At 68.2% G+C, this 17,081-nt stretch carries 12 protein-coding genes; 8 read left to right on the top strand and 4 right to left on the bottom strand.

Features of this window, described 5'->3' with window-relative positions; all coding sequences use genetic code 11:
- Positions 1–29: 29 nt before the first annotated feature.
- On the top strand, positions 30–1,304 hold the full coding sequence (locus tag DKM19_RS34840; RefSeq protein WP_239513738.1) for a cytochrome P450: 1,275 nt from the start codon (positions 30–32) through the stop codon (positions 1,302–1,304).
- A 75-nt stretch (positions 1,305–1,379) separates the two neighbouring features.
- Here the strand turns inward: DKM19_RS34840 and DKM19_RS34835 are convergent, their stop codons facing one another.
- Positions 1,380–3,662, bottom strand: coding sequence for a hypothetical protein (locus DKM19_RS34835; protein WP_110701678.1), 2,283 nt, complete (start codon positions 3,660–3,662; stop codon positions 1,380–1,382).
- 558 nt (positions 3,663–4,220) lie between these two features.
- Between DKM19_RS34835 and leuS the strand changes: the two genes are divergently transcribed.
- Together leuS and DKM19_RS34825 are read left to right on the top strand one after the other, a co-directional pair.
- Positions 4,221–6,689: a leucine--tRNA ligase gene (leuS, locus tag DKM19_RS34830; RefSeq protein WP_110706202.1), complete on the top strand. Its 2,469-nt coding sequence runs from the start codon at positions 4,221–4,223 to the stop codon at positions 6,687–6,689.
- A gap of 303 nt (positions 6,690–6,992) precedes the next feature.
- Positions 6,993–7,859, top strand: a complete 867-nt coding sequence (locus tag DKM19_RS34825) for an NAD(P)-dependent oxidoreductase (protein ID WP_110701676.1) — start codon at positions 6,993–6,995, stop codon at positions 7,857–7,859.
- Positions 7,860–7,922: 63 nt separating this feature from the next.
- Here DKM19_RS34825 and lexA read toward each other — a convergent pair whose 3' ends face one another.
- Together lexA and DKM19_RS50050 are read right to left on the bottom strand one after the other, a co-directional pair.
- Complete coding sequence (gene lexA, locus DKM19_RS34820; RefSeq protein WP_110701674.1) at positions 7,923–8,633, bottom strand: transcriptional repressor LexA; 711 nt, start codon at positions 8,631–8,633, stop codon at positions 7,923–7,925.
- Between the two features lie 72 nt (positions 8,634–8,705).
- Positions 8,706–9,338: a hypothetical protein gene (locus DKM19_RS50050; RefSeq protein WP_162641993.1), complete on the bottom strand. Its 633-nt coding sequence runs from the start codon at positions 9,336–9,338 to the stop codon at positions 8,706–8,708.
- A 55-nt stretch (positions 9,339–9,393) separates the two neighbouring features.
- On the opposite strand from DKM19_RS50050, the gene DKM19_RS50045 reads away from it, so the two are divergent.
- The 4 genes from DKM19_RS50045 to DKM19_RS34800 all read left to right on the top strand — a co-directional run bounded on the left by DKM19_RS50045 (position 9,394) and on the right by DKM19_RS34800 (position 14,812).
- Positions 9,394–9,660: a LysM peptidoglycan-binding domain-containing protein gene (locus DKM19_RS50045; RefSeq protein WP_162641992.1), complete on the top strand. Its 267-nt coding sequence runs from the start codon at positions 9,394–9,396 to the stop codon at positions 9,658–9,660.
- Between the two features lie 340 nt (positions 9,661–10,000).
- Complete coding sequence (gene nrdR / locus DKM19_RS34810) at positions 10,001–10,462, top strand: transcriptional regulator NrdR (RefSeq protein ID WP_089207714.1); 462 nt, start codon at positions 10,001–10,003, stop codon at positions 10,460–10,462.
- 85 nt (positions 10,463–10,547) lie between these two features.
- Positions 10,548–13,376: a vitamin B12-dependent ribonucleotide reductase gene (locus DKM19_RS34805; RefSeq protein ID WP_110701670.1), complete on the top strand. Its 2,829-nt coding sequence runs from the start codon at positions 10,548–10,550 to the stop codon at positions 13,374–13,376.
- 422 nt (positions 13,377–13,798) lie between these two features.
- Entirely contained in the window at positions 13,799–14,812 is a 1,014-nt protein-coding gene (locus tag DKM19_RS34800; RefSeq protein WP_162641990.1) for a hypothetical protein, read from the top strand.
- 718 nt (positions 14,813–15,530) lie between these two features.
- On the opposite strand, the gene DKM19_RS34795 is transcribed toward DKM19_RS34800, so the two are convergent.
- Positions 15,531–16,451 carry an aminoglycoside phosphotransferase family protein gene (locus tag DKM19_RS34795; RefSeq protein ID WP_110701665.1) on the bottom strand — a complete coding sequence of 307 codons (921 nt, stop codon included), beginning with the start codon at positions 16,449–16,451 and terminating at the stop codon, positions 15,531–15,533.
- 160 nt (positions 16,452–16,611) lie between these two features.
- On the opposite strand from DKM19_RS34795, the gene DKM19_RS34790 reads away from it, so the two are divergent.
- On the top strand, positions 16,612–17,076 hold the full coding sequence (locus tag DKM19_RS34790; RefSeq protein ID WP_110701664.1) for a hypothetical protein: 465 nt from the start codon (positions 16,612–16,614) through the stop codon (positions 17,074–17,076).
- Positions 17,077–17,081 lie beyond the last annotated feature (5 nt).

The following is a 17,081-nucleotide window of genomic DNA, read 5'->3' as shown; positions in this document are numbered from 1 at the left end:
AGTGGTTGCTTTCGCAAATGATTGGCGCCATGAGTGTGACGCCAGCCGAGCGGAAGCCGATCATCTCCGCCGCCGACTTTGACCTGTCGGACCATGACTTCTGGGCCAGGCCCATGCCGGAGCGGGAGCATGCCTTCCAGCTCCTGCGAGATCTGGAGCATCCCGCCTTCTACGAGGAGGTGGAGCTCACCTACGCGCCGAAGGGCCCCGGATACTACGCGTTGGTCAAGCACGCGGACATCCTGGAGGCCAGCCGCAACCCCGAGGTGTTCTGCTCGGGGGAGGGCGGAGCCACCAACATCCCGGACATGCCGCCGGAGTTCACCGAGTACTTCGGCTCGATGATCAATATGGACGACCCGAGGCACGCCCGGCTCCGCCGCATCGTCTCCCGGGCGTTCACCCCGAAAATGATCAAACAGTTCGAGGCCGACGTCGACACGGCGGCCGCCCGGATCGTGGACGACCTGATCGCCAAGGGGTCCGGGTGCGACTTCGTGACGGAGGTGGCCGCCAAGCTGCCCCTGAAGATCATCTGCGACATGATGGGGATACCGGAGAAGGACTACGGCACGGTCTTCGACCGGTCCAACATGATCCTCGGAGGGTTCGACCCCGAGTACGGCGGCGAGGACATGTCCACCGTCGCCGAGAAGCTGCTGACCGCGGGGATGGAGCTGCAGCAGCTCGTCCAGGACCTCGCCGCGCAGCGGGCCGAACACCCCACGAGCGACCTCATCTCATCGCTGGTCAACGCCAACATCGACGGGGAGCAGCTCACCGCCCAGGAGCTCGGCTCGTTCTTCATCCTGCTGGTGGTGGCGGGTAACGAGACCACGCGCAACGCCATCTCGTACGGCCTGCGTCTCCTCACCCAGAACCCCGACCAGCGCGCCCTGCTGCTGCAGGATCTCGACGGACGCCTCCCCGGGGCGGTCGAGGAGATCGTCCGCCTGGCCTCGCCGGTGAACTACATGCGCCGCAAGGTCACTCGCGACCACGAGATGAACGGCCAGCTCTACCGCAAGGGCCAGAAGGTCGTCCTGTACTACTGGGCCGCCAACCGGGACGCGCGCGTCTTTCCCGACCCGTTCCGCTTCGACATCACCCGCAGCCCCAATCCGCACGTCGGCTACGGCGGACCGGGCCCGCACTTCTGCCTCGGCGCCCACCTGGCCCGCCGTGAGATAACCGTGATGTTCCGGGAACTGCTTCGCCGCGTCCCGCAGATCGAGGGTGGCAGCCCGGAACGGCTCTACTCCAGCTTCATCAACGGGATCAAGCACATGAAATGCGAGTTCTGAGCCACTCGCGAACCGCCGGCACCCGGCTGGAAGGCCGAGTGCCGGAATCCCCGGCTCTCAGAGCCGGGGAGGACGTCAAGAGGTCGACGCCTTGATCGACTTGAAGACGGTGTTGATGTCGGGCAGCAGTTCCTTCTTGCTGTCCGGCACCGACATGTAGACGATCGCGGGCAGGTCGGCGCCGGTGCTCACGGCGGCCACGACCATGGTGGTCTTGGCCTCGCCAGAGGTGATCTCATAGGCGGCGAGCTGACCCGGCAGGCCGTTGACGGTCAGGGTCTGCTGGGCGGTCTTGCGGGCGGTGTTGTCCTCGGGGAAGAACTTCTTACGACCGGCGGACGCCACCGCGTTGATCACGGGGGCGAGGTTCTCCGGTGAGGTGTACTTGCTCTTCAGCCGGGGCGAGAGCGGCCCCGACATCACCTGGGCGAACTGCGTCTTGCCCGTGGAGTCCGGGCCCGCGGGGAGATACTGGCGGGTGGAGAATCCGAAGACCGTGGGCACGGTCGCGCGCTGGTCCTGCCGCCAGGGAGTGCTGAGCTTGGCCAGGGTGATCCCGGCCCCCTGGTCGGTGAGGGTGCCGGCGACGGGCGAGGCCTCGCCGGGGAAGCGCGGCAGACGGCCCACCGGCTTGGGCTTGGCGGCGCTCTTGCCGGTGGCCACGGGCTTGGCCGTCGAGGTGGTGGGCTCCTCCTCGGTGGAGGCCAGCGGTCCGGCGATGAACGCCCAGAGCAGCGCGAGGATCAGCGCGAGGACCACGGAGCCCGCGAGGGCGAAGACCCAGACGGGTCTGCCCTGCCCCTCGAGATCCTCTTCCTCGTCCATGCCCTGGTAGTTCTCACCGAAGACCGTGTTCCACAACTCCTGCTGACGCTCGGGCGGAGGGGTCTTCGGGCCACTGATCTGGCCCGCGGTGACAAACGGCTTGTTCGGGTCGGACGGATCCCGGCTCAGGTGGTGGCCCGGCTGACCCGGTTGACCCGGCTGCGTCGGCGGAGCCTGTGGGATCTGCATCTGCACGGTCTGCTGGGTATGAGGGCTGTTGCCGGGAGGCGGAACGTCGGGTCCCCGGGGCGGGAAGACGGGGACGTCGGGTGTGGCCGACGACGTGGCCGCGGCGGTCGCGGCGGCCAGAGCCCACATGGCGGGATTGTCCGGCACGCCGTAGCTGCGCCGCGGTGCGGGGCCCGCGCCGTTGCCGCCGTTGGTGCCGCCGTTGCTCATGCCGTTGCCGAGAGGGGCGCCGTTGCCGGAGGGAGCACCGCCGAACGGAGCGACGGGGACCTCGGCAGGGGGGCTCGCCCAAGAGGCAGGGGCCGCTTCGGCCGGGGGGTTCGTCCAGGAGGTGGGGGCTTCGGCTGGAGGGTTCGCCCAGGAAGGAGGGGAGAAGAGCGGATCCCGCGATGCGGGGGGACCCGCGTTCCACGCCGTGCTCTCCACCGGAGGAGTAGGGGGCCACGCACCGTTGTCGGCCCCCTGAGCCGGCGGCCAGGAGCCGAGGTTCTCCCTCGGCGCCGCGGAGGTCTGCCAGGGCTCGGCCGGAGGTGAACCGGGAGTCTGCGGGCGGGCCTGGCCGCCTCCCTGGGGGCCGGGGGCCTGCTGCCGGGTGTCGTTGCCTCCCTGCGCCGGGGTGGCCGGCAGCCACACGTTCTCAAGGGAAGAGGCCTGCCGGCCGTTGCCCGGGGAGGGCTGTTGCCGGCCGTCGTTGGGGGAGGGGGCGCCGGGGGAGGGCTGCTGCCATCCGCCGTTTCCCTGAGGGCCGGAGGCCTGCTGCCAGCCGTCACTGCCCCCCGGCAGGCGGCTCGGGCCGCCGCTCTGGGGGCCGGAGGCCTGCTGCCGGCCGTTACCGGGAGAAGGATTGCCGGGAGAGGTCTGCCAGGAAGCGTCGGCCTGGGAGCCCGGGGTCTGCCGCCCGTCGTTGCCTCCCTGCGGTGCGGCGGCCTGCTGCCAGCCGTCACCGCTTCCCTGGGAGCCGGCGGCCTGCTGCCAGCCGTCGCCGCCTCCCGGAAGGCGGCCTGGGTTGCCTCCCTGAGGGGCGGCGGCCTGCTGCCAGCCGTTGCCGGGGGCAGAGTTGCCGGAGGAGGCCTGTTGCCAGCCGTCGCCGTTTCCCTGGGGGCCGGGGGCCTGCTGCCGGGCGTCGTTGCCTCCCTGCGGTGCGGCGGCCTGCTGCCAGCCGTTGCCGGGAGAGGTGGTGCCGGGGGAGGTCTGCCAGGAGCCGTCGGCTCGGGGCTCGTCCTGGGGGAGAGGGAGTCGGGGGCTGCTGGTGCCAAGGGGATCCTGCGCCCAGGTGGGCGGTGGCTCTTCTGCCTCCGGCCATGCCCGAGGCGGGTGGGACTGGCTGGACTGCTCCGAGGCCATGCTTTCCTTACCTCCCGCGCGGGTGCCCGAATTAAGGGTATTGGGCATGGTCTCACGTGAGACAGGGGAGTTCGCAGGGAAACTGGCGAACGCCCCCCTGAACTGGAGTCCGGTGGGGTCGGTTGGTGGATCCTGCATGGGCAGGCCGACCTCCGACGGATCCGGGCCCTGCCCTGGCTCAACTGAATATGCCACGGTAAAGAGAGTAAGCGGGGGGACGTACGAGGTCACAACAGGTGTATCGCCATCTGGTCTCGTCTTGTCCAGATGTATGAACGTTCCTATTGTGTCGACCTGTCGGTCCGCCTGTCCCCCTTTCGCCATGATCGGTCTTGTTTCCCCAGGCCACGAATATGACGTGATGGACTGCGATAGGCTTGGGATATGCATGCCGCGACCCTGCTGCTTACCGGGCCGCATCGGCTTTCCTGGCTCTGAGTCCCCGCCGATGCGGCTGCCCTCCGCGTGAGCGGAGGGTTTTTCCATTGGGGCAGAACGGGCCTGATCATCTGCACAGACTTATACCGAGGGAAGATTGACGTGAGCGAGCAAGCCGACATGCAGAGTGACGCGCAGCACTATGACCCGCAGGCGCTGCAGGTCAAGTGGCAGCAGCGATGGGAGGAACTCGACCCCTTCCGGGGCTCCGACGACCCTTCTGACACGCGTGAGCGACGCTACGTGCTCGACATGTTCCCCTATCCCTCGGGCGACCTGCACATGGGCCACGCCGAGGTGTTCGCCATCGGCGACGTCGTCTCGCGTTACTGGTTCCAGCGCGGTTACAACGTGCTGCACCCCATCGGCTGGGACTCCTTCGGCCTGCCCGCCGAGAACGCGGCGATCCGGCGTAACGCGCACCCCGCCGAGTGGACCTACGCCAACATCGAGACCCAGGCCCACTCCTTCAAGCGCTACGCGGTCTCCTTCGACTGGTCCCGCCGCCTGCACACCAGCGACGTCGAGTACTACAAGTGGACCCAGTGGCTGTTCATCCGCTTCTTCGAGCGCGGCCTGGCCTACCGCAAGGGCGGCCTGGTCAACTGGTGTCCCAACGACCAGACCGTGCTGGCGAACGAGCAGGTCGTCGGCGGCAGGTGCGAGCGCTGCGGTGCCGACGTCGTCCGCCGCGAGCTGACCCAGTGGTACTTCAAGATCACTGACTACGCCGACCGGCTGCTGGACGACATGGAGCAGCTGAAGGACGGCTGGCCGGAGCGCGTGCTGACCATGCAGCGCAACTGGATCGGCCGCTCCGAGGGCGCCGACGTCAACTTCGTGATCGAGGGCCGTGACGAGCCGGTCACCGTCTACACCACCCGTCCCGACACCCTGTACGGCGCGACCTTCTTCGTGGTCGCCCCGGACGCGCCGCTGGCGGAGGAGATCGTCACCGAAGACCGGCGCGAGGCGTTCGAGGCCTACCGGGCCGAGGTGGCCAAGCTGTCCGACATCGACCGGCTGTCCACCGACAAGGAGAAGAGCGGCGTCTTCCTGGGCCGCTACGCGATCAACCCGGTCAACGGCGAGCGCATGCCGGTCTGGGCCGCCGACTACGTGCTGTCCGACTACGGCCACGGCGCGATCATGGCGGTCCCCGCGCACGACCAGCGCGACCTGGACTTCGCCCGCACCTTCGGCCTGCCCGTCCGCGTGGTCGTGCACACCGGCCTGGCCGACCCCGGCGAGACCGGCGTCGCCACCTCCGGCGACGGCGCGATGGTCAACTCCGGCCCGCTGGACGGCCTGACCAAGGCCGACGCGATCCGGAGGATCACCGAGGTCCTGAGCGAGCGGGGCACCGGTCGGCCCACGGTCAACTTCCGGCTGCGCGACTGGCTGCTGTCCCGCCAGCGTTTCTGGGGCTGCCCGATTCCGATCATCCACTGCGGCGACTGCGGCGAGGTCCCCGTCCCCGACGACCAGCTGCCCGTCACCCTGCCCGACCTGCGCGGCGAGGCACTGACCCCCAAGGGGGTCTCCCCGCTGGCCTCGGCCGAAGACTGGGTCAACGTCGACTGTCCCAAGTGCGGTGGCCCGGCCAAGCGCGACACCGACACGATGGACACCTTCGTCGACTCCTCCTGGTACTTCCTGCGTTACGTGGACCCCACCTACGAGGGCGGTCCGTTCGACGTGGAGAAGCTGCGCAAGTGGGGTCCGATCGACCAGTACGTCGGCGGCGTCGAGCACGCCGTGTTGCACCTGCTGTACTCGCGGTTCTTCACCAAGGTCCTGCACGACATGGGCATGGTCGACTTCGTCGAGCCCTTCACCCGCCTGCTGAACCAGGGACAGGTGATCAACCGGGGCAAGGCGATGTCCAAGTCGCTGGGCAACGGCGTGGACCTGGGCGAGCAGATCGACTCCTACGGCGTGGACGCGGTCAGGCTGACCGTGGTGTTCGCCGGCCCGCCCGAGGACGACATCGACTGGGCCGACCTCTCCCCGGCCGCGTCGCAGAAGTTCCTGGCCCGCGCGTTCCGTGTCATGACCGAGGCCGGCGCGGCGTCGGCTCCCGGCGCGGACTTCACCACCGGTGACCTGAGCCTGCGCAAGGTCGTCCACCGGACCATCGAAGAGGTCACCAGACTGATCGAGTCCCATCGCTTCAACGTCGCGGTGGCCCGCATGATGGAGCTGACGAGCGCGGCCCGCAAGGCCATCGACTCCGGTCCCGGCGCCTCTGACCCGGCGGTCAGGGAGGCCGCCGAGTCCCTGGCCGTCATGCTGTCGCTGGTCGCGCCGTACGCCGCGGAGGAGGGCTGGGAGCGGCTGGGGCACCCCGCCACGGTCGCCAAGGCCGGCTGGCCGGTGGCCGAGCCCGCCCTGCTGGTCCAGGACTCCGTCACCTGCGTCGTCCAGGTCGCCGGCAAGGTGCGCGACCGGCTGGAGGTCTCCCCGGAGATCTCCGACGCGGAGCTGGAGGTTCTGGCACTGGCCTCGGAGAAGATCCAGCCGTTCCTGTCCGGCGTGCCGCGCAAGGTCATCGTCCGCGCGCCCAAGCTGGTCAACATCGTCCCTTGATCTGATCTCCGGACGGACTCCGGAGATTTCCCGTGCCGCGTCACGCGGCGTCTCGCAGGGCGCGTGACGCGGCACGGGATGTCTGACGCCTCACGGCTCCGTCCGCCGGTCTGAGATCCCGACCGAAGGTGACCAGCCCGCCGTGCCGTCTTCGCCGTCGAATGCGGCGAGGTCGTGGCATGTCGGGCGGAGCACGCTGGCCCATCCTCGGTGCGTCGTCGTAAAGACTTCGCACCTCTTCGTGCCGTCCCCGCGTAGCCGGTCGCGAAAGGAGGAAGACATTCGCTGACAGAGGGATGGGACATGCGGATATCAGTATTCGGGATGGGCAACATGGGGCGGGCGCTGGCCCTGCGGTTGCTCGAACGCGGTCATGCGGTCACGGTCTGGAACCGGACTCCAGGCAAGGCGTCCGAGGTCGTCGACGCCGGCGCCGCGGAGGCCCCGTCGCCGGCCGAGGCCACGCGGGGGGCTGAGGCCGTACTGCTGTCGCTCGCCGACGATCAGGCGGTCCGTGATGTCATGACCCGGCTGGCCGATCTCGGATCGGATCCCGGCGGACCGGTCGTGGCCGACATGAGCACCGTCTCTCCGGACACGTCCCGCGCGCTGGTGAACCTGGCGCCGGGAGGCCGATTCGTGGCCGCACCCGTCGTCGGGGGCCCGCAGGCCGTCGTCGCGGGACAGGCCGTGGGCCTGGTGGGCGGTGAACGCGACCTCGTGGACCGGCTGAAGCCGATCTGGTCGGATGCCTTCACGGCGCGCTGGTACTACTGCGGCGGCGATCCCGGAGGCGCCCTGACGTACAAGCTCCTGAACAACTACCTGATGATGTCCGGTATCGCCGTTCTTGCGGAAGTGGTGGCCACGGGCCAGGCGGCCGAGCTCGACGAGGCGATCCTGCGGGACTTCCTCTTCGAGTGGCCGACGATCGCGCCCGCCCTGCACAACCGGCTCGACGACCTCATCGGGGGCGACCATCGCGGATGGTTCACGACGCCGCTCGGCGCCAAGGACGTGCGACTCCTCGCCGAGGTCGCGGAGGCGAAGGGCCTTGATCTGCCGATCGCCCGGCTGGTCGAACGGCGCTACGAGGAAGCCGCCGGGCGCGGCTGGAGTGACTCCGACATCACCGCGGTCGTGGAACTGCTCCGGGAGCAGCGTCGCTGAACGCCGGAGGGGAGCGAGGCGCGGCCCTGACCGGGCGGCCCCACTCCCCTCGGATGCGTCGTCTCAGAGCTTGCGCAGAACCGCCACGACCTTGCCCAGGACGGTGGCCTCGTCACCCGGGATCGGATCGTAGTTCGAGTTGTGCGGGACCAGCCAGACGTGGCCGTCCTTGCGCTTGAAGGTCTTGACCGTGGCCTCGCCGTCGATCATCGCCGCGACGACGTCGCCGTTGTCGGCCACGGGCTGCTGGCGCACGACCACCCAGTCGCCGTCGGCGATCGCCGCTTCGATCATCGAGTCGCCGGCCACCTGGAGCAGGAAGAGCGTGCCCTCGCCGACGAGCTGCTTGGGCAGGGCGAAGACGTCCTCGACGCTCTCCTCGGCGAGGATCGGGCCACCGGCGGCGATCCGGCCGACGAGCGGCACGTAGGCCGCGGTCGGGCGGTTGATCGGCGCCTCGTCGTCGCCGGCACTGGGATCCATCCACAGGGCGGGCTCGCCGGGAAGGCGCACCTCAAGAGCACGCGGGCGGTGTGGATCGCGGCGCAGGTAACCCTTGCGCTGCAACGCCGTCAACTGGTGCGACACGCTGGAGGTGCTGGTGAGCTGCACCGCCTCGCCGATCTCCCGCATGGACGGCGGATAGCCCCGCTGCTGCACGGAGTCACGGATAACCTCAAGGATCTTCCGCTGCCTGGGGGTGAGGCCAAGAGAGTCACGCCTACGTACCGCCAGGTCGCTGGTGGCCGAACCGTTCTCATCATGTTCGCTCATGCGATCTCCTCGCATCCCGGTCTGTATTGATTACGTCGCACACAGCGACCGTACCTCGACCGAAGATCATATTCAAACAATTGTTCGAATGTCCTCGAAATCGATGCCAGCGTGGTGTACAACATCGTACGGGAGTTCGATCGACATCGTGTTCGATTCGCCGATCTTTCTTCGACATGTGTTCGGCCAGGTCGAAGGGATGGGGGCCATTTTGAAGCCGACTGCGACGACGCTGCGATCCGTGCCGTCACCGAGATCCGCGACTCCACCGGAGTCCGCGAGAACACCGAGAACACCGAAAACGCCACCGCCCGCGAGGGTGCGGCGATCTCTGCCGCCGTCGGGCGCCGTGCCGGCCGTGCCGGCCGGGTCGTCGTCGAGGTCCGCGACGCCACTGAGGTCCGTGCCGAGGTCCGTTCCGGCGCCGGGATCCATGGCACCGCCGAGGTCCGTGCCGACGCCGGGATCCGCGACACCACTGAGATCTGCGACACCGTCGAAACCCGTGACGTCATCGAGATCCGTGCCGACGCCGCGGTCCGCGAGGACGTTGCGATCCGTGCCGCCACCAAGATCCTCGAAGGTGCCTCGATCAGCCGTGACGCCACGACCTGCGGTGACGTCACGATCTGCGAGGGCTCTGCGATCCGTGCCGGCGCCGCGAGCCCGGGCGGTGACGCCCCCGCGGCCGGGCCCGCGGGGCAATGCCCGGCGTCCTCACGCGCCGCTCCGCCTCACCCGGCGTGGGAGAATCGTGGTGGTGGCGGTGCTCGCACTGCTCACTCTGGGAGGGCTCTGGATCGGGGGCCGCATCGACGCCGCCTCGGCGGGCGAGCGGAGCGGTCACGAGGGCCTGCCCTGGGTCGTGGTGCACGAGGGCGACACGCTGCGGGAGATCGCGGACGCGGCGACGAGAGAGGTCGATCCCGGCAGGGTGGCTCGCCGGATCATGGATCTCAACGGACTGTCCGGCTCTGTGCCCCAGCCCGGGACGCGGCTCTACCTGCCCGATGGCCTGGCCCCCTGAGGGGACGGCCCAAGAGGTCTCCGAAGTTTCGTTCGAAAGATTGCCGGAAGGTCCGCGGTGAGCCGGGAGGCCGTTCGACGGACCTTCCGGGGGCGACACGCCGGGCGATGAGGGCTGATCAGCGACTTCGCTCCAAAGGGCCTTCCTAACTTGCGTTCATGGTCCGACACTCCTACCGTTGGACCACAACATCTAGTGGCTTCGGCGACATCCTTCACCATAGATTGTGTTTCCATTACCGCATCTCGACTATTCGAGGGGCGTGCGCAGGCGTCTCGGTCCGAGAGCCGCGAGGTGCATGAGGTGGATGAGCCGCTCGGCCGGTCAAGGAGGCGACCGCGTGCATTGTCCGTTCTGTCGTCACCCTGACACGCGGGTCATCGACAGCAGGTCCACCGAGGACGGCGGCGCCATCCGCCGCAGGCGCACGTGCCCGGAGTGCGGGCGCAGGTTCACCACGCAGGAGACGGTGCTGCTCATGGTGAGTAAGCGCAGCGGCGTGACCGAACCGTTCTTCAGGGACAAAGTGGTCGCCGGGGTCCGGCGGGCATGCCAGGGCAGGCCGGTCGGCGAGGATTCGCTGGCCCAGCTGGGCCAGCTGGTCGAGGAGAGCATCCGGGCGACCGGATGCGCGGAGATCGCCGCTCACGAGGTCGGGCTCGCGATCCTGGGTCCGCTCCGCGAACTGGACGAAGTGGCCTACCTACGGTTCGCCTCCGTCTATCGCGGATTCGAGACCCTGGCCGACTTCGAGGCGGAGATCGAGCAGTTGAGGACAGAGCGTTCCATCAAGCAGGACTGAATCAGACCCCGAGCGCCGGGGGACAGGGCGGCGCGTTGATGTATCCGACTCGAGGGCTCCGCAAGAGCCCCGGAAGGGGGAAGTCATGACGGAAACCGTCAGTGGCGCGGTTACACGTGGGGGCAAGCGAGTGCACAAGGGTTTGAGGATGAAGCGCATCTTCACCACACCTGGGGTGCATCCCTACGATGAGGTGCTCTGGGAGCGCCGTGACATCGTCATGACCAACTGGCGCGACGGATCGATCAACTTTGAGCAGCGGGGCGTCGAGTTCCCCCAGTCCTGGTCGGTCAACGCCGCCAATATTGTGACCACCAAATACTTCCGCGGCGCGGTGGGCACCCCGCAGCGCGAGTGGAGCCTCAAGCAGCTCGTCGACCGCGTGGTGGGCGTCTACACCAGGACCGCTGTCGAGCACGGCTACTTCGCCACCGAGGAAGACGCCGAGATCTTCGACCATGAGCTCAAGCACGCTCTGGTCAACCAGGTCTTCAGTTTCAACTCGCCGGTCTGGTTCAACGTCGGCACCGCCTCGCCGCAGCAGGTCAGCGCCTGTTTCATCCTGGCCGTCGACGACCAGATGGAGTCCATCCTCGACTGGTACAAGGAAGAGGGTGTGATCTTCAAGGGTGGTTCGGGCTCCGGCGTGAACCTCTCCCGGATCCGCTCCTCCAAGGAGCTGCTCTCCAGCGGCGGTACGGCCAGCGGCCCGGTCTCCTTCATGCGCGGCGCGGACGCCTCCGCGGGCACCATCAAGTCGGGCGGCGCCACCCGCCGCGCGGCCAAGATGGTCGTCCTGGACGTGGACCACCCCGACATCGAGGAGTTCATCGAGACCAAGGCGCGCGAGGAGGACAAGGTCCGCGCGCTGCGCGACGCCGGTTTCGACATGGACCTGGGCGGCAAGGACATCGTCTCCGTCCAGTACCAGAACGCCAACAACTCCGTGCGCGTCTCCGACGAGTTCATGAACGCGGTGGAGAAGGGCGATCGGTTCGGCCTGCGTGCCCGTCTCACCGGCGAGGTCATCGAGACGGTCGAGGCCAAGGACCTGTTCCGCAAGATGGCCAAGGCGGCATGGGAGTGCGCCGACCCGGGCGTCCAGTACGACGACACGATCAACGACTGGCACACCAGCCCGGAGACGGGCCGTATCACCGCCAGCAACCCGTGCTCGGAGTATCTGCACCTGGACAACTCCTCCTGCAACCTGGCGAGCATCAACCTGCTCAAGTTCCTGAACGACGACGACTCCTTCGACGTCGCGCGCTTCGTGAAGGTCACCGAGCTGGTCATCACCGCGATGGACGTCTCCATCACCTTCGCCGACTTCCCGACCCAGAAGATCGACGAGACCACCCGGGCCTACCGTCAGCTCGGCATCGGCTACGCCAACCTCGGCGCGCTGCTCATGGCCACCGGCCACGCCTACGACTCCGACGGCGGCCGGGCCGTCGCCGGCGCGATCACCTCGCTGATGACCGGCGTCTCCTACCGCCGCAGCGCCGAGCTGGCCGCGGTCGTCGGACCGTACGACGGCTACGCCCGCAACGCCGACGCCCACAAGCGGGTCATGCACAAGCACAGCGCGGCCAACGACGCCCTCCATACGATCGACGCGATCGACGGCGCCATCCACAAGGAGGCCTCCAAGCAGTGGGCGGAGTGCCTCAAGCTCGGTGACAAGAACGGTTACCGCAACGCCCAGGCCTCGCTGCTCGCGCCCACCGGCACCATCGGCCTGATGATGGACTGCGACACCACCGGCATCGAGCCCGACCTCGCCCTGGTCAAGTTCAAGAAGCTCGTCGGCGGCGGCTCCATGCAGATCGTCAACCAGACGATCCCGCGCGCGCTCCGGCAGCTGGGCTACCAGGAGGAGCAGGTCGAGGCGATCGTCGAATACATCGCCCAGAACAGCCACGTCGTGGACGCCCCCGGTCTCAAGCGGGAGCACTACGAGGTGTTCGACTGCGCCATGGGCGAGCGGGCGATCGCCCCCATGGGCCACGTCCGGATGATGGCCGCGGCCCAGCCGTTCCTGTCCGGCGCCATCTCCAAGACGGTCAACCTGCCCGAGTCCGCGACGATCGAGGACATCGAGCAGGTCTACATGGAGGGCTGGAAGCTCGGCCTGAAGGCCCTGGCCGTCTACCGCGACAACTGCAAGGTCGGCCAGCCGCTCTCCGTCGCCGGCAAGAAGAACGAGGAGAAGGCCGCTCCCGCGGAGCCGGAAGTCCAGGTCGTGGAGATCAGCCGCCCGACCCGCCGCCGGATGCCGAACCAGCGTCCCAGCACCACCACGCGCTTCACCGTGGGCGGCGCCAAGGGCTACATGACCGCCTCGTCCTACCCCGACGACGGTCTCGGCGAGGTCTTCCTGAAGATGTCCAAGCAGGGCTCGACCCTCGCGGGCGTCATGGACGCCTTCTCGGTGGCCATCTCCATCGGCCTGCAGTACGGCGTGCCGCTGGAGACCTACGTCGGCAAGTTCGTCAACATGCGCTTCGACCCGGCCGGCATGACCGACGACCCGGACGTCCGTATGGCGGCCTCGGTGATGGACTACATCTTCCGTCGCCTGGCCCTGGACCACCTGCCCTACGACGATCGAGCCGCCCTCGGCATCTTCTCCGCCTCCGAGCGCTCCGCTCAGCAGCGCGGCGAGGACCCGGCCCCGATCCACACCGACGAGGTCATCGCCGAGCTCGCCACCTCCGCCCCGATAGAGGAGCAGCCGCAGCCTCGCCGGGAAGTGGTCGCCGTGGCGGCCCCGGAGCGGGTCGGCTCCCTGGAGTCCCACCAGGGCCGCACCGCCGACGCGCCGCTCTGCATGACCTGCGGCACCAAGATGCGCCCCGCCGGTAGCTGCTACGTCTGCGAAGGCTGCGGCTCCACCAGCGGCTGCAGCTGATTTCGGGCAGAAAAGCAGTGTTGGATATAGGGGCAGAATCTGCGTAGTTCCTGGTAATGAAGGGGGCCGGAATCAAGTCCGGCCCCCTTCGGCGTTTCCGGGGCAGTGAACTGTTCGCTGATCTGGAGGAGGCGTCGGAGCTCTTCCGTCACGGCTCGACAAACTCTTCCGCTACCCACGATGGGGCGCGCCTTGCTTGGCGAGCCATGCAGGCCCGACGTTCGATTGCGGTCAGGGAGTTCTGGTTGACAAGTTCAATTCGCTTTTCGATCGGGTCATCGACTTCTAGTGAGCAGGTTGACTCGTCGGTGTATCGCTAAGGGCGGGATCCCGGCCCATGATGTGGTGGACGGGTCTGTTACGCGCCGGTGGCCTGTCTCGTCCGGTTGGCAGACTGCCAGGCCTGATCGATAGTTGCGACCATGAGCGAATTATCGGGTCGGGTCCTCCTCGCCAGGAGCGCTCTGGTAGGGCTCGCCGTCGGTGTGGTGGTCACCGTCATCTGGACCGACGACGTAATGGGCCGCAGAGGGCTGAGCAGCTTCGTCATCAGTGCCATCTGGCCCAACAAGCTGGCGTCCTCCCAAGGAGTGGGCGGCGTCATCAACGGCATCGCGATCATCGTGGTCCCGATTCTGCTCAGCGGGATCTTGGCGCGGTCGGCCAAGGTTTCCCGGTGGTGGCTGGTGGCACTCGCCGGATCCGCGGCCTTCGGGGCGCTGGCCTCGGGACTGTTCGCGCTTACCCCTTCCTACAGGGCGGCCTATGGTCTGCCCGAGGCATTCTTCGGGATCATCTTTCTTCTGGCCGGTGTCGCGGGGTACGCCGCGGCGGCCTGGATGGTCATGCCGCGTACCGTCCTGCCGCGGATCCTCCTCGCGGGAGCGGTGATCGCGTTTCCGGTCGGTGCGGCCCAGGTCTCGGATCGGGTACGGCACTGGCACCAGGTCTGGGACCTAGACACGATGGGAGTGCCGCTGGTCTCCCTGGACCTCCCCGGCCGTCGGCACGTGGCGGGTATATGGCGACTCGCCCCAGAGGACGGAGGCCCGGCAGTCGAGCTCACCTATCGCCTGGACACACCCCGCACCATCATCCATCGCTTTTACACACCCGGCTTCAATCTGCGAGTGGAGTGGGAGACGCAGGTGTTCATCCGTGCCACGGCTGCCACCCCCGGCCAGGCGTGCGCCGCACGGTATCTAAAACCCGTCTGGGCTTTTCCCGGCAGCGGCACCTGCCGGACGCTGCCCGATGGCCGCGTCCTGTGGATCATTGACGACAGGCCCGTGGCCCTGTTCGCCAGATACGGCGAGGTGCTGCTCCAGATCAGCGGTCTCGTCGTGACCGAGGCGGAACTACTCGCCGCCACCGACCATGTCCGGCCGACGACCGCCCGCGAACTGCTGGGCCGGGGGACCGGAGGGCGTCGCTAGATCTCGCCCTTTCGTCGCACTTCGTCGAGCCTATCGGGCCTGTCGAGGCTTCGGGATCTCCGGACGACCACCACGTTCGGCGCCGCTTGGACATCACGTTCGAAGGGGCACAGTCGAGGCGTACTTCCCTGCGGACGCGCCCATCGCCCGCGCACTACGTGACGATATCCGGTCAGTGACGCCGAATACCGCACCCTCCGAATAAGTGCACCGCCCCAGTATTTCTCCGAAGTCATTCGGTCCAACCGGAGCTCGGCGCTTCGGCTGAGGTCGTGCTGACGCTGGGTTTGTGAGGAGGTCCGGCCTTTTGGCCGGGCCTCCTTGCCATTGCCACAGGGCTCTCACGTGCCAAGGACCCTGGCCCGGCTCCTCGACCTCCATGTCAACACCACCGTGGACTGGGGGCAACAAGGCCGGCAGCATCTACGCGAACTACTGGGGACAAGTACTTCGCGATGAAGACACCGAGGATCTTGACTCCTTCGGCCCAGGACTTGAAACCTCGACGAAGATGGCGGTGGCGATCCGGAGGATCTCCTCGACGAACTCGGACTTCTATGACAAGCGTGCGGACCACGTGAGCACGATGGTTGTCCGGGGGTGTCGAACGAGCTCGCCGGTCAGCCGCATGGAGGTCGTCGAGGCACGTCAGGCAGGTAGACGCCGGCATGCGGAGCATGCAGCGCGGCGGTCCTCCGGCGCGTGGGGAAGCGATTGATCAGCGATGGGTCGTTGCGATGAGGCGTCGCAGTGCGGCGTGGGCAGGTGGGCCCCAGGTGGGCTTGCCGCCTGGGCGGCCGTGGATGCCGGCGTCTCCGACGTGGAGGCCGACGAGGGCGCGGATCACGGCCCAACCGCGGGCGCGGCGCAGGGTCGCCGTGTCCGGGGTCGGCTGGTAGACGTCATGGAAGCGGTCGGCGCCGCCGTCTGGCAGCAGAGTCCAGGCGGCGGCGAGGTCGACGGCCGGATCGCCGGCGAACAGGTCGCCGAAGTCGATCACGCCGCAGATGGTGCCGTCCGCGGTGAGGATGTTGGCCGGATGCAGGTCGCCGTGGAGCCAGAGCGCCGGGCCGGCCCAGTCGGGCGCTGCGGCGGCGTCTTCCCAGACCGCGCGGACGGCGTCCGGGTCGGGGACGAGCCCCAGCTCGGTGGCCGAGGCGAGTTGCTGGGCGACCCACTTGGAGGAGCCGGCCAGCGGTCCTCCGCGGCCCCGGCCGGCGGTGTCCACCTCTTCGGGGGCGGGTTGGTGCAGAGCGGTCAGGAAAGCGGCCAGGGCGTCGGCCGCCTCCGCTGCGCGCGTGACGGGGGCGCGGTCGGCAGGCTCGCCCGGCACCCAGGTGGTGACGATCCAGGGCCGCGGAAACCGCGCGGAGGGCTCACCGAGGCGCTGCGGAACGGGAACCGGCAGCGGAAGGCGCGGGGCGAGGGCGGGCAGCCAGGTGTGCTCCTTGCGCAGCAGCGCGTCAGCGGACTCCGTCGCCCAGGGCAACCGGACGGCGAGGTCGTCGCCGAGCCGCCACAGCTGGTTGTCCCAGCCGCGCGCGCCGAGCCGCACAGGGCGATCGGCCAGATCGGGGTGCTGGTCGCGCAGCAGATCCCGCACCAACTCCGCGGTGATCTCGATCCCGGTGTGCGTCATGCGAATCAACGGTAGCCGGATGGCGGCCGGCCCGTTCCAACCGCTCGATGGTTGTCCGGGGGTGTCAAGCGGACTGGCCGATCAGCCGTTTGAAGGTCGTTGAGGCGTGTCAGGCAAGTAGGCTGACCGTGATCGCCCACGACGGTGAAGGAGCCCCCTGATGACCACCGACTCAACGATGACCCGGATCGGCCAGGGGGTGGAGTTGCATCACCACCAAGGTCAGCGTGAAGCCGCTCGCGACCTGTTCGCGCAGATCTGGGACGACATCGGCGGCGAGCAGGGCGACCCGCTGCATGTTTGCGTCCTGGCCCACTCGATGGCCGATGTGCAGGACGACGTGCACCAGGAGCTGATGTGGGATCTGCGAGCGCTTGCCGCCGCCGATCTGGTCACCGATGAGCAGGTGGCGCAGGCTGGGGTGCCGCTTTCGGTGGCCGGCCTGTATCCGTCGTTGCACCTCAACCTGAGCGAGTGCTATCGCAAGCTGGGCGATCTGAGCCGCGCCCGCGAGCACCTCCAGCAGGCGCGGGCCGGGATCGGCGCGCTTGGCGATGACGAGTACGGGCAGCTCATCAAGGGTGGCCTGGAGCGGATCGCCGAACAGTTGGATGACGTCACCTGACTGCG

The organism is Streptosporangium sp. 'caverna', from assembly GCF_003203775.1.
Lineage (GTDB): Bacteria > Actinomycetota > Actinomycetes > Streptosporangiales > Streptosporangiaceae > Streptosporangium > Streptosporangium subroseum.
This window is presented reverse-complemented; position numbering and strand designations above follow the sequence as displayed.

Bases quoted from the DNA above. Each gene is read 5' to 3' on its own strand.
- DKM19_RS34795 (WP_110701665.1), bottom strand. From the start codon at position 16,451: ATGACGCACACCGGGATCGAGATCACCGCGGAGTTGGTGCGGGATCTG.
- DKM19_RS34805 (WP_110701670.1), top strand. From the start codon at position 10,548: ATGACGGAAACCGTCAGTGGCGCGGTTACACGTGGGGGCAAGCGAGTG.
- DKM19_RS34835 (WP_110701678.1), bottom strand. From the start codon at position 3,662: ATGGCCTCGGAGCAGTCCAGCCAGTCCCACCCGCCTCGGGCATGGCCG.
- DKM19_RS34840 (WP_239513738.1), top strand. From the start codon at position 30: ATGAGTGTGACGCCAGCCGAGCGGAAGCCGATCATCTCCGCCGCCGAC.
- lexA (WP_110701674.1), bottom strand. From the start codon at position 8,633: ATGAGCGAACATGATGAGAACGGTTCGGCCACCAGCGACCTGGCGGTA.
- leuS (WP_110706202.1), top strand. From the start codon at position 4,221: ATGCAGAGTGACGCGCAGCACTATGACCCGCAGGCGCTGCAGGTCAAG.
- DKM19_RS34800 (WP_162641990.1), top strand. From the start codon at position 13,799: ATGAGCGAATTATCGGGTCGGGTCCTCCTCGCCAGGAGCGCTCTGGTA.
- DKM19_RS34790 (WP_110701664.1), top strand. From the start codon at position 16,612: ATGACCACCGACTCAACGATGACCCGGATCGGCCAGGGGGTGGAGTTG.
- DKM19_RS34825 (WP_110701676.1), top strand. From the start codon at position 6,993: ATGCGGATATCAGTATTCGGGATGGGCAACATGGGGCGGGCGCTGGCC.